General features: G+C 37.3%; 12 protein-coding genes and 1 pseudogene. All 13 read right to left on the reverse strand.

All coding sequences use genetic code 11. The features are described 5' to 3' along the window. Positions 1-239 precede the first annotated feature (239 nt). The 13 genes and pseudogenes from LQE94_RS14315 to LQE94_RS14375 all read right to left on the reverse strand — a co-directional run bounded on the left by LQE94_RS14315 (position 240) and on the right by LQE94_RS14375 (position 13,522). A complete protein-coding gene (locus tag LQE94_RS14315) occupies positions 240-875 on the reverse strand; it encodes a hypothetical protein (RefSeq protein ID WP_240578006.1) in 636 nt (211 codons plus the stop codon). A gap of 220 nt (positions 876-1,095) precedes the next feature. Beyond that, a complete protein-coding gene (locus tag LQE94_RS14320) occupies positions 1,096-1,818 on the reverse strand; it encodes a hypothetical protein (RefSeq protein ID WP_240578007.1) in 723 nt (240 codons plus the stop codon). A 52-nt stretch (positions 1,819-1,870) separates the two neighbouring features. Further along, a complete protein-coding gene (locus LQE94_RS14325) occupies positions 1,871-3,484 on the reverse strand; it encodes a recombinase family protein (RefSeq protein ID WP_117518367.1) in 1,614 nt (537 codons plus the stop codon). 111 nt (positions 3,485-3,595) lie between these two features. Next, positions 3,596-3,823: a hypothetical protein gene (locus LQE94_RS14330; protein ID WP_042741427.1), complete on the reverse strand. Its 228-nt coding sequence runs from the start codon at positions 3,821-3,823 to the stop codon at positions 3,596-3,598. A 653-nt stretch (positions 3,824-4,476) separates the two neighbouring features. Continuing rightward, positions 4,477-5,643: an XRE family transcriptional regulator gene (locus LQE94_RS14335; RefSeq protein WP_004614023.1), complete on the reverse strand. Its 1,167-nt coding sequence runs from the start codon at positions 5,641-5,643 to the stop codon at positions 4,477-4,479. A 363-nt stretch (positions 5,644-6,006) separates the two neighbouring features. Then, the gene (locus LQE94_RS14340) at positions 6,007-6,537 is read right to left on the reverse strand and encodes a dihydrofolate reductase family protein (RefSeq protein ID WP_002303421.1); all 531 of its coding nucleotides are present in this window, start codon (positions 6,535-6,537) and stop codon (positions 6,007-6,009) included. Between the two features lie 181 nt (positions 6,538-6,718). After that, on the reverse strand, positions 6,719-7,375 hold the full coding sequence (locus tag LQE94_RS14345) for a hypothetical protein (RefSeq protein ID WP_002303420.1): 657 nt from the start codon (positions 7,373-7,375) through the stop codon (positions 6,719-6,721). Between the two features lie 104 nt (positions 7,376-7,479). Beyond that, positions 7,480-7,975: pseudogene (gene dfrF / locus LQE94_RS14350) on the reverse strand (trimethoprim-resistant dihydrofolate reductase DfrF). A gap of 394 nt (positions 7,976-8,369) precedes the next feature. Beyond that, positions 8,370-8,510, reverse strand: a complete 141-nt coding sequence (locus LQE94_RS14355) for a helix-turn-helix transcriptional regulator (RefSeq protein WP_240578008.1) — start codon at positions 8,508-8,510, stop codon at positions 8,370-8,372. A 127-nt stretch (positions 8,511-8,637) separates the two neighbouring features. Beyond that, positions 8,638-11,136 (reverse strand): ABC transporter permease, encoded by a 2,499-nt coding sequence (locus LQE94_RS14360; RefSeq protein ID WP_240578009.1) that lies wholly within the window; start codon positions 11,134-11,136, stop codon positions 8,638-8,640. Next, the gene (locus LQE94_RS14365; protein ID WP_240578010.1) at positions 11,129-11,830 is read right to left on the reverse strand and encodes an ABC transporter ATP-binding protein; all 702 of its coding nucleotides are present in this window, start codon (positions 11,828-11,830) and stop codon (positions 11,129-11,131) included. Before LQE94_RS14365 ends, LQE94_RS14360 begins: the two co-directional genes overlap by 8 nt. Positions 11,831-11,936: 106 nt before the next feature. Then, positions 11,937-12,866, reverse strand: coding sequence for a sensor histidine kinase (locus tag LQE94_RS14370; RefSeq protein ID WP_240578011.1), 930 nt, complete (start codon positions 12,864-12,866; stop codon positions 11,937-11,939). Further along, the gene (locus LQE94_RS14375) at positions 12,854-13,522 is read right to left on the reverse strand and encodes a response regulator transcription factor (protein ID WP_240578012.1); all 669 of its coding nucleotides are present in this window, start codon (positions 13,520-13,522) and stop codon (positions 12,854-12,856) included. The genes LQE94_RS14370 and LQE94_RS14375 overlap by 13 nt, the downstream gene beginning before the upstream one ends. Between the last annotated feature and the right edge of the window lie 115 nt (positions 13,523-13,637).

Consider the following 13,637-nt stretch of genomic DNA (forward strand, 5'->3'; position numbering starts at 1 on the left):
TTCTTTATCTTTCGACTAAGATATTCCCAAACTTCCTGTAGCATTATCTATCTATTGCAAAGAATCTTTATAAATAGCGGATTTGCGACTGTTTAAGTGCTAACTCTCGAGGAGATAATTAACTCTCATATGAATGACTCCAAAACACTCATAGAGTGCATGAATAAGCCATTTTATTTGAACGAGAGTTAAAATGTCTGGAAGTTAAGAATATTGTAATTTCTTACTACACTTCACATTTATCTATTGGTCAAAAAACTAATTTCATTATTTATTGTATTTATCAAATCATAAAATCTTCTATCTATTTCTTCCTTGTATAATATCTGCTTTAACCCTTGAGCTTTATCAATGTCCAAAAATGTTATTTTCATCGAAACAACTAAAGCAAATTCTTTTTTTATAGATAGATATATTTCTAATTTATCCTTTGAAATATATCCTCCCTCTGACAAAGATATAATTTTATCAAAACTCTCAAATGGTAAAGTTTGTAAATTATTCATTATTTTATCATCTTTGTTCGTTTTATTAAAATCAACCTTAGGAACAATAAATGCTTCCAAAATCTCTCTATTCCCCAACAATTCCAAAGTATTAAGACATTCTTTATAAGTATCAGCAAGCAGTACCTTAGCTGTATCTTTCGCATTATCTTCTCGTTTAATTTTTCTATCATCAATTTCATTATATGAAATAAAGTAAATAACTAAAGCAACGACCGCACTCGACACAATTCCAAATAAATCTGTATTTATATTAGAAATTGGAATGTTAAACTTTTGGGGAATATTAAACAAATCTAGTACTATGTACAACGTAAATACACTCAATATAGCAAAGACAACATGCTTGTATATTCTTTTGTTTTCCATCTAATATTCTCCTTATTCTCATATAAGAAAAGCGTCTGCTGTTTCACAGACGCCTAATCTCCTAATAAGGACAGCGGATCGGAATACACCGGTCAATCTTCTATGGCTATTATTTGCCCCCAATCAGGAAGTAGGCTGTCCCGTCTACTTTTACTTCGCTTACGCAGGCTTCTCTCCTACACATATTATATTGTGACTACGGTTTTTAGTCAATCAATTTTTATTGCTTTTCTGCATTGCTAATCTCTATAGCATTCTTTCGCTTCTTGGTCAACGTAAATGTTTGATATAGAATCAATCCATAGATGGCCATTTGTAATACTAATCTTACTGTGGTGTTCATTGACAAATACTGTTCTGCATACCTAATCATCTGATAATTATTGATTACAATTCGGATAATTCCCCAGATTGCTGCCACCGAAATCAAACGCGACCATATCTTATCATTCTTACAACGTATAAAATAGTAAAAGGATGCAATAGCACCTATGATGCTTGGAATTATTAACGCAATTCCAACACAAACAAGTTGCCATGTTGCATATCTAATAATATTTTCAGATCCTGTTATACACATTGCACCAAAATACGCTACAATAACAACACCCATCCTTTTGGGAGATAATGTGCCCTTTATAGCTTGATATAATCCATAAGTAAAAAATACAATCTGAATGATTATTCCCAATATATTAATCACAATAAGCTGAATATCACTGTAATCAACTGCCTGTGATTGCAGCGGAAACCTAATTATCACATCAATTATTGTAATTAAGAATGAGAATACAATAAACGCATAGAGAGCAATCATTATATAATTTGCACTCTTTTTTTCTATTACAGGATTTCTTTCTACCAATTTTACCATTTCTTTTCCAGCCAGTAGATCGTCAAGACTTACATCCAGAATCTGAGATATTTTCTTTGTTGTAAGCAAATCAGGATATCTGTCACCAGTTTCCCTTAGTTAAAGATATGAACCCTATTTATCAGTCTACTTTTCCAATAAATCGGTAGTATATCTCTATTTCCTGTATTCTTTCATTGTCCTCATTCGTTGTTGCTTCGTGAATAAGGATTTTTTCTATCATTGCATTTAATAACGGTGCTGTCAGTTCCTTTGGTACGGAATACTCCTTGATTAACTCAATCCACTTTTCAGCACCTATCATATCCTGTTCCATTTTACTTAATTCTTCTCTTAGGTTGGTTATCTGCTGTTCCAGTTCTATCTGCTCCTTTTGATATTTCCCCGACAGCATGATGAAGTTTCGTTCCGTTATCTTCTCACAGGCTCTATCTTCATACATTTTCGCAAACAAGCGGTCAATCTCATTTTGTCGGTTCTCGGCTTTCTTCAAAGCACTTGCCTTTTTCTTCTTTGCCCGTATTCGCTCTGCATTGCCAGCCTTTTGTATCTTATTCACCACCTTTTCTTCGTCCTGCTGTACTGCCTTAGTCCAATATTGCAATCGTTCCAATACTGCTTGATACAACACATCATAACGGATATAGTGCATAGAACAAGTACCTTTTCCAAACTGTCCGTAGTAACTGCAAGCATAATAACTGTAAGGCGTTTTATTTGCCTTATTTGTCGCAAACCGCATAGACCAGCCACAATCCGCACACTTGACAAGCCCTGCAAATATCGGCGTTGCTTTTTCCTTTGTCTGTCTACGCCTTGATTTTATCTGTTCCTGCACACGATAGAATACTTCTTTGTCAATAATCGGCTCATGCGTGTTTTCTACTCGAAACCATTCACTTTCGGGTTTTCGTACTTTCTTCTTGCTTTTGAAAGAAATAGTTGACTGTCGATTATGAACGCTGTTGCCGATATAGACTTCACTTTTTAAAATTGCCTTAACATGAGCAATCGTCCATTCATAACGCTTGCTGTCGGGCTTTCCCTCAAAGATATGTGCAAAAGTACCATACCTTGTAAAATTCAGCCAAGACGCTGTCGGAACTTTTTCTTCTCGCAGTACCTTTGTGATTTTGGCACTACCGTAACCTTGATAGGCTAGGGAGAAGATTTTTTCAACAATCCATTTTGTTTCCTCATCAACCAGCAGTTTTCCTTTGATGTCGGGGTGTTTCTTATATCCTAACGGAGCATAAGCCCCATAATACGCACCCTCTGCAAATTTTGTCTTAAATGCAGATTTCACTTTACGGCTTGTATCTCTTGCCACCCATTCATTGATGATATTCTTAAATGGTGCAATCTCACTTTCGCCTTTTTCGCTGTCTACACCGTCGTCAATCGCTATGTAACGGACATTATGGCTGGGAAAATACAATTCTGTATATTGTCCTGTCATAATATAATTTCTGCCAAGTCGGGAAAGGTCTTTCGTTACAACACAGTTGATTTTTCCTGCCTCTATATCTTCAATCATTCTCTGGAAACTCGGTCTTTCAAAATTTGTTCCCGACCAGCCGTCATCAATATACTCATCAATCACATTCAAATGATGTTCTTTTGCATATAGACGCAACATACTTCTTTGTGTGGTAATGCTGGAACTTTCGCCCTGTAATTCATCATCTCGGCTTAACCTAAGATAAAGTGCAGTATTGTAAATCTGTTGTTTCATTGTCAGTTATCCTCCTTTATAACTAACCCGTGTTTACAATACCTGCTTGCAAGTAAAGTATAACACGGGTACTTTTTGTCATTCAATCTATTTCTTACAACTGCACCGATTTTATGCGATTGTCTGCTTTGCTTTTTCCAGCATAACATCCGTCAGAAGTTCTTCCATTGTCTTTCCCTTTTCGGAAAAATGCTCTTTTACAACAATCTTTGTTTTTCCTCTGTTGCCAATGCCACGCTTATTATCTGTCTTTTCCTGCCTTGTTTTTACAATATCAGCAATAACACATACCCCCTTTCTGTAAAAATCTTTTCTAAGCAATTCAACGGCTTTTGTCATAGCCCACAGGAGTTCCACCTCTGCATAGTTCTTATGTAGCCGTACCCATTGCGTGCGACGCTCTGAACGCTCAAGCTGTGGCTGTACGGGAGTATCATTATCAGACAGGACAGGTCATGGCGGTAGGAAAGGACAAGTTTCTTACAGGAACACAGATAAGGCTCGCTCACTTTAGCAGGGAAAAGGTCATGGCGTATCTGTTTCAACGGCTCGCTGTCTGTCAAACGTATTAAATTGCTTTATTCAGTTGTCAAAGAACATGAAAGAAGAAAATCGTCTTTCCTAATATACCGCGTTGGAAAAGAGCAGAAGCGTAACCAATCTTCAAAACTTTTCTCTTTTCCTGCACCATATAGGGAAAGAAAGTGTCATTCTGCTAAGTTGGTGATGAAAAAATCTGATTTTCTTTTCACACCCTAACTACCCATGCAACACTATTACTACCAACTATGGAATGAAAGATTTTCTTTGCTCCATATAGGGAACGGAAACTACGGATTGTTAAGTTGAAATTGAAAATCGTTTCTTCTTTCACATCATATAGGGACAGCAACCACCGATTTAATGACCTGTTTTCAAAAAAAGTCAGATTTCCTTTCCTTGCACCATATCTGTACGCAAGTAACCGTTTTGTTGCAGATTTTTTGAAGAAATTAAAAAATACCGTCATTCCCTTGTGGAACAGCGGTATCTTTCTCAATCATATCTGCTATGTCTGTTGTCATTTGTTTGATTTTTAATTCCTGCTTTTCTGTTAGTCTTGTATGTCTGTCGATTTCTTCCAGATAATTTGCCCCTGTTTTCTTTTCAATCTCTTTTATCATCAATAAAGAGGGCATTACCTGTCTTTCTAACCAGCGTTTTGTTTTATCCATATTGACTGCGACAGGTGTCATAACAAATGGAAGTGAAGTCATTACATTATCTAAAAATATATCCCATAAAATATAATCGGGAAAATCTATCTGTGTGAGAATAAGGTTCGCTATGGTCTGTTCGGGATTTCTTGAAAAAACAAATTGTTCTATCGTTTGTCCTGCTTTTTCATTTTTCAAACGAATTTCAAAGCGGTTCTTAATGTCTGTTTTTATGCCTTTGCTTTTTTGTTCCTTTTCTTTTTCATATAGGCAAAAGTAGATAGAACTATTCTTTGAACCGATATAAAAAGTTTTTGCAGTATCTCCATTTGTACCCGATAATTTTCCGCTGTCTACTGCTTCATGGGTTCTTGAACGTTTCCATACCTTGTTGGCATAATAGCGTTCTCTTAGAATTTCTATATCCAGCAATCCACCCATATCATTGACTGCCAAATCTATGCGTTTAAAAACACCTTGATAATCTATACAACAGCTTAAAAAGCAATACCAGTCTATCCCTCTTGCCTGTAAAACATATTCCAAGTTCCGACACCCCATACCTCTTAATTCCAATAAAACACCCATAGAACTATCTTTAGAAGCATTTACACTAATATCCCCATAGACATACTGTTCTTCATAACCATACATTCCATAATCTTCATGGATAAAATATTCGCTCTTCATTGCCAGTATATTTTTTATAATTTCCAATGCGTCTGTGGTAGGAAAACGAACACGCAGATAGTCAATCGTTAAAGTGAAAGGCTGAGTACAATTACAATAATCAAGATAATGCAAAAGTATATGTTTCATTTCTTTACTGGCTTTTGTTTTTCCGTTTTCAATTTCATTTAAGTTCTGCCTGCTGATTTGTAGTTCCTGTGCCAGTCGTGATTGCGAGTAATCACAGGCATTTCTCTTTTGCTTTAATGTTTCAATAAATTTTATATCATTCATGCTTTATTCCTCCAATCAAAAAAAGGCATATACTCATAGGAGCATACACCTTGTATCTTATATTTATTTTCTATTGATATGCTGTTTTAGACCTGTCGGGTAGAAAAAATAGGGTGTGAAGTGAAATAAGTTCTTATAACCTTATAAATCGTTGCATATCAGCAGTTTTGTATTTGTTTTTGCTCTTGTCTTTTGTAATAGTACCCCCCTGTTAGATAACGGGGGCTTTGAACGGCTCGCAAGCTCGCCGAACCGCCGAAGCGAACCGCCCCCTTGCAAGCATGGCGGAAAAATCTTAAGGATTTTCCCGCCAACGTGGTCGGATCGCTCCGTCGGTTTAACAGCTTTTCTGTTTCTCTCTAGTTATCTACGCATATAAATCAAATCGGTTATTCCGTTATAAGTCTGTGTTTTACAAAGCCTTAACTTTATTTCCCTGTCTATGTTGCCCAAAAGACGAACCCCATTTCCTAACAGAGTAGGAATAACAGAAATGTAATATTTATCAATCATATTTTTGCTTACCAACTGCTGAACAAGATTTGCTCCGCCACAAATCCAAATATCCTTTCCTGCTTCTTGTTTTAGCCGTTCCAATAATAAAACAGGATTTTCACTTGTAAAATGAATTTGTTGGGAAGAATTGCACTCTTTATGTGTTAATACATAAGTTGTAAATTTATTATATACCCATTCTTGCGGAGAAAGTTCAGTAACAACCTGATGAGAAGTATTCCACCCCATTAAGACAGTATCTATATCTTTGGTAAATTCTGTATAAGTGTCGATGTTTTCATTGTCATTTCCATGACCATTTAGCCAAGCTACTCCACCATTACCGTCCGCAATATATCCGTCAAGGCTCATGGCAATAAATAAAACTACTTTTCTCATTTTTTCTCTTTTATAAATACAAACAGGAATTTATTTCTCTTTTTTACTCATAAGGGAACAACTGATTGCTACAAATAAACCCATTAAAATCCATGGAAATGCTGCTCTTATAAAATCACTAACCATACTTTATTCCTCCTTAAATTCCAATTTCCTTAGTTCTACAAACTGAAATTTTTGCCTATGAATGTATCTTGTTCTTTATACGCAAACAGGCTTCTGTGTGCATAATCCAATGTCTTGAAAACGGCATTTGAATTAGTCCACAAATATCTTTATTACACCAATAATCAATCAGCCAAATTGCTTTTTCATTGTCGTTTACTACATTCAACGATTCTAAGTATCCTTTTCTTTCTTTCGGTATTTTTCTTTTCAATTCATCATAAGATAACCGTTCAAGCATTTTCTCAGTGCTTTCCCATACTTCGAAAATATATAAATATAATTCTTCCAGATTAAGCTGTTTTGAAAAGTCTGCAATCTGCTGTTTCATGAGTTCATTTCCTGTTGTAATGATAGGTGAATTGATACGCTCTTGATAATTGCCTGCAAAAAATACTTGTTCATCTTCATTTATCACTGTATGCACAACTATATCTTCAATGCGGAAAATATGCCAAATAGAATAAGCAATCGTCTTACTATGATAACCATCAGCGTTTATGAAGGGGATTGAGTTAAAATCTTCTCTGCATAATTCTTCTTTGAAAGATACTAAGGTTTGTATTAACTGACTTCGTAAAGTAAGTAAAGTATCAATACCCCTCTTATAAGTATCTTTCTTTTTTATTTGTGCCTGCATTGTTTTATTAAGTTCAGACCATTCCTTATTCATATTCAATCCTCTCTCAAATTCTGATTTTATCGCCCCATACAAACTGGAATTTGTCTTACAACAATTTATATATGCATAAAAAGCAATATATTTATGAAAACACCCTAAATCCAAAATTTACTCAATTCATTTTTTCCTTACATAAAATGTTCTCGTATATTTCACTTCCTCACCAAGTGTTTCCCCTATCAAAACTTCAAAATCATTGATATCAAATTCTGGAAAGAATGTATCTCCATCTTCAATATTTAAATCTACTTCTGTGATATACATTTTATCTACTATTTGCAAAGCTTCCTTAAATAGTCCATATCCACCAGATATGTATACATCTCGTCCTTTAGCCAATAATAATGCATCTTCTAATGATTTAACTGAAACTAAATTATCTCCTTGATACTCTGTTGTGGTGGAAACAACAATATTCATTCTATTAGGCAACGGATGACCGATTTCTTCATAAGACTTTCGCCCCATAATAACCACATTACCCGTTGTTAACTCTCTAAATTGCTTTTGTTCTCCCTTTATTTTCCATGGTATATTACCATTCTTGCCTATAACATTATTCTTTGACCTCGCAACAATCAAACCTATCATCTATTTCATCCTCCATAATATGATGTCGTACCTGTGATTCCATCAAGTGCACCACATCTTAACAAACTCAAAATTATCTCGAACTAACCAGCTCGACAAATTCCTTTTTTGTCTTCATCTGCATTATATCATATTGTTATAAGCATTGCCATTTCTTTTCTGCTTTTGAAAAGTTACTTATCAGCCTATGTTTTGTAAAGGGTGATATTCAGCATTTCTCACGCAACAAGCCCTTGACAAACCATAGACTAATAAGTTTTAAGGTAATCAAGCAGAAATGAAATAGTCTGCTGTTTCACGGCAACAAAAAAGAGATACCAACACACTTATGTAGTATCTCTTAGTCTAGTAGCAATATTCTTTTGTTTGCAAGCAGGTAAACATGGGCTGTTTCTTAATATCTTTTTGTTTGGGAAACACCACATTCCCATCTGGAAACAGACTGCCTTGTTACGTATAATTGCTCTGCAAGAGATTGTTGAGTCATTCCCTTACCTTCTCTTGCTCTTCTTAGTTGTTCGCCAAATTCGACCATATCAAATCTGCTCCTTTCATTTTGATTTTATCATCTGCAGATGTGATTATAGTATCACCTAAAACCAAAACAACATCAAGCACCACCTTAAATTATGGTGTCACCATTATGGTGCGTTGCTCCAAAATCACTCAACTCCCTTAATCCTCTCAACAACAGTTCCATTCTTTTCCAAAACGATCCAGGTAAGCACTGGAACCATAGTACAAACCAGCAAACTGATTCCCAATGCAAATAAAAGTGGAAGTAATGGTACTGAAAACGCAATCCCCCGATAATTCATTGATTCATAAAGAAGATACGTTACTCCCATTCCTACTGTTAGCGTAACAAGCCATGCGCCGCCTGCATAGAGAACTCCTTCCCTGACCAGCATTCCAAGAAGCTGCTTCGGGGTCATCCCGATACTCTCCATAACCGAAAGTTCCGTCATCCGGCTCTGCACATTTACTACAAAGGTGTTCATGTAGTTCATGATTCCGATAAAAGCCAGAATCAACACAATCCCGATTCCCACTTGCGGCATATTGCCCTGTGCTTTTTCAATCTCATCTACGTCTTCGATTTTGGATTCCCAGGAAAAGTCTTTTGCATTGTCATTTTCTTCTAATAACGCCAGGATTTCTTGCTCTGCATCCCTATCATATTCTTTGTGATATTTTATGCTGGTCTTTAGTGTAATTGGATTATTGACAAATGTTTTCACCACCTGATCACTGGCTATAATCGTCGGTGGGTATCCAAGGAGTGCCGTATAATAATTCTCGTCCGTAACTCCTTCTATGGTAAAAGTTTTTGTCATTTGTTGATTTTCATACAAAGCACAGGTCACATTTTTTCCTATTATATCAGCATCTGAGAGATCCAAACCATTTCGATAAACAATACATGCTTTTCCCGAAAGGAAGTCCTCTTTATTGATCGGATGCGCAAGACTGTTATTTAAATAATCAAATTCCTGTTCATCAATTCCAATCAAAGAGGATCCAAAATTCTCAGGATGATTCTGATACTTGTCCTTTTCCTTACGATATGGAATGCTCATCCACTTTGCATAAAATTCTTTCATCCACATCTCAGCAAAATCCGGTTCCCATGGAACTGTAATCTCGGCAAATATTATAGAATTTACTTCAGAGACTCCGGCATTTTCTTTGATTGACTTCACGAAAGATTCATCCAGAATATCTCTTCTGTCTTCTGATTTTTCTTTGCATGCCGTATCATTTTTAATAACCATATCCGTATCCATATAATTTGACACTATGGTTCTTGCTGCCTGACTGTCCAGCATGGTCACAATACAAAGGTACACAGACAGACTGGCTGCCAAGGACAACAGTACCACCGCAGTTCTTTTCTTATCCTTTGTAAACTGCTCCATGGAAAGTCTTGCTATTACTTTCCCCTTTCCTGCTCTTCTTACTTTTACGGTTTTGTGGGTCGGACGATAACCAAGCGCTTCTATTGGAGAGATATCTGCTGCCATTTTTGCCGGTTTTCGGCTGGCCAGAAAGATGGTAACTCCAACCAGTAAGATGGTTGCCAGCAGAACTACCGGATGAAAACGAACCATATCTGCTCCTACATAACCACTTTTGATTCCAAGTGATTTTACTACAACAGGAATCAGGAAAAAGGATACCAGACCCCCTGACAAACATCCAAGTACTGTCCCTGCAGATCCGATCAGAATCATCTGTTCCTTCATCATCCTTTTTATCTGCTTTTCAGTCATTCCGACCGTCTGAAGCAGACCATAATAATGAACTTTTCCAGCTACGGAAAGATACATAATATTATAAATAAGCAGATACGCACACAAACAGGTAACTGCAATCAAGCCAATAAGGCCTGCCAATATCTGAACCGATGCGCCAAGATCTTCCATGAAGAAAAGATTCTGCTGCTTTCCAAGGTCCATACTTTCGATAAAAGCATTCTGCTTTGTTTTTGTCATTATTTTCTGCTTAAAATCCATAAAGTAACGACCGGAAGCTGCCTGAGAAAGCTTCCATCCCGATTGATCATAGAATGCTTTCGAGACATAAAACTGCTTCTTGGGTCCATATCCGTCCCAGATCCCACAGATTCGAAAAGTCCCTGTAAAGATTCCCTCATGTGTTCCATAAGACATAGCAAGGGTATCGCCTACATCAAGATCTTCGTAACCACATTCTTTTAAAGCGGATTTTGTTACCATTATCTCATCCAAAGCTGTCGGATATCTTCCTTCCAACTTTTCTCTGACCGGCTCCATCATCTGTGTCCAATATCCATCATCTGCCCAGATCAGCCCCACATTAGGTGTGGAATCCTGATCTGTTTTTTCTACCCATCCACAGACTCCTACCATACCTGTCAGAATAATATCCGGGTTGTTCTCACACATTTGCCTCTGTTCATCCGTCACTCCATACATGATTGCATCAAATTCAGCTCCTGACATACGGATGTTCTGAATTTTCTGAAGTCTAAAATAAGAATCTCCAACTGTGAATATTGTGAATACCAAAAAGGAAGAAAGAAGAACCGCAAGGAACAAAGTAATGGTCTTTCTCCTGTTTACTTTTAAAGCATTCCGTGCCATCCTTTTGATTACTTTCTGATTAGGATTCTTAAGCATAGAAATCACTTCCCTTCCTGGTATCTCCTACAATCTTTCCGTCCTCAATATGTACGATACGATCTGCAAGCTGTGCAATGTCTCTGTCATGAGTGATCAAGATCAAGGTCTGGCTGAACTGTCTTGCTGCCATTTTCAAAAGTCCGAGTACATCATGGCTGGTAACCGAATCCAGATTTCCCGTCGGTTCATCAGCCAGAATAATGGCTGGCTTCGCCGCAAGCGCCCTGGCAATTGCAGCCCTCTGCTGCTGTCCACCAGATAATGTTCCAGGAAGAGCTTCCCTCTTCTCTGACAACCCTAAAAGTTCCAGTATCCTATCCACATACTCCACATCAACCTTTCTCCCATCCAGTTCCACCGGAAGAATAACATTCTCATATACATTAAGATCCGGGACAAGATTATAATTTTGAAAAATAAACCCGATCTTTCTTCTGCGGAATATGGCAAGCTGTTCTTTTTTCAGCCCCAAAAGACACTTACCCTCTACCAACACTTCCCCTTCTGTTGGCACATCCAGTCCACCCAGCATATGCAAAAGTGTACTTTTTCCGGATCCGCTTTTTCCAATAATAGCAACGAATTCCTGATCTTTCACACGAAAATCTACGCCATCCAATGCCTTTACCGTATTTTCACCCATTTGATAGTATTTTTTTAAGCTTCTTGTCTCTACAATGTATTCTTTCATTGGTTTGCCTCCTTCTTTTGATATTCTATAGAATATCTCCTAAAAATCACAAACCTGTCTCAATTTTTAATTATCACAAGATTGTGACAATCCCCGATCGGTTATGTTACGATTTAATCACCGGTAAATACAGGCGAAAACACGCTCCTTTTCCCACTTCAGACTGTACTTCTATGTAGCCCTTCTGAAGTTCCATGATTGTTCTTGCAAGATATAATCCGATCCCAACCCCTGGTTTATCATGAACCTCCGGCTCACGGTAAAATCTTGTAAAGATCTCTGCCTGCCTCTCCGGGACAATCCCTTTTCCAGTATCGGAAATGCTGATCTTAAAAAATAATTCCTGTCTTTCTGTCTGAATATGGATCTTTCCACCTGGTTCGGTATACTTGAGTGCATTATCCAGAATATTATAAATTGCTTCCTCCGTCCATTTGCTGTCATGACGGATTATCATATTTTCTTCGCAGTTCACATATAGATCAATACCCTTCAGCGCCGCCCCCGGAACCACACCGGCAACTGCGTGGCGGATTGTTTCGTATAGATTTTTGTCTTCCTTATGTATTTGCAGAATTCCCGTTTCAAGCCTTGACATTTTTACCATGCTCTGCATTAAAAAATCAATTTTTTCCATCTGCCCTTTGATTTTTCCCAAAAACTCCTGACCGCTTTGCGAAAACTCCTCGTCCTCAAGAAGTTCCAGGTATAGTTTAATATTGGCAATGGGCGTCCTTGTCTGATGGGATATATCAGAAATCAATCCCTTTACTCTTTCTTTCTCACGAAAACCGTCTTCTTCTTTTTTCCGAAATACGTGCCCGGCTTTCACTAATTGTGTTCCTGTTCTTCCCCAGAGGCTATCCTCCAATTCTTCTTCCATATTCCATTCTTTTCCTGTTACGATAGCATCCAGAGCATCTTCCACCTTTTCAGCAAACAACTTCGCTTCTCTTTTTATCCGGTAGTTTTTCCATAACAATATCAGTACTGCTGCAAATAAAATTATCATCATGATATATATCAGCCAATCCATTGATATCCCATCCCATATACATTTGAAATATACCTGTGATTCTTATCTTCAACCTTTCCTCTCAGACGATTCACATTTACTGCCAGTGCGTGCTTGTCCACAAACTGTCCTCCACTGTCCCACAGCCGCTCCAATAACAGATCATAAGTCAGAAGCTGTCCCCGGTTCATAAGAAATTGACGAAGCAGACGGCACTCTGTCGGTGTGACGGGGCATTCCTGACCTTTTACCGTTACTCGTGCATGATCCAAATCTATATATAAATACTCATCTGCAAAAATCAGACGATTGACCGAAGCAGTTCTTTTTAAAATGACTTCTATTTTTCTAAGTAAAATCTTCATTGAAAATGGTTTTGTAACGTAATCTTCTGCCCCGGATTCATATCCTTCCAGAGCATCCTCCTCCATATCCCTGGCTGTCAGGTAAATGACCGGAACTTCTCTTTGCTTTTTTACCCACTGGCAAAAAAAGAAGCCCTCGCCATCTGGAAGATTCACATCCAGAAGGACCATATCTATCTGATTCTCAATAAAAATCTGCTTTCCTTTCTCCATAAAAGTCACACCATAAACTCCATATCCTGACTTTTTCAAAGAATAACAGATTGCCTGATTCAAATCATAATCATCTTCTACAACTAATATATTCTGCATATCCTAATTCCTCCAATACAGATTCTCACAAAGAAATCTCTGCATAGCAATGATACCTTTCAATATTGTACCACAGACTTTTCCTGGGTATTGGAAAAAAAGAAAGAATCTCAAT

The sequence above is a fragment of the Mediterraneibacter sp. NSJ-151 genome, from assembly GCF_022487435.1.
GTDB lineage: Bacteria > Bacillota > Clostridia > Lachnospirales > Lachnospiraceae > Schaedlerella > Schaedlerella hominis.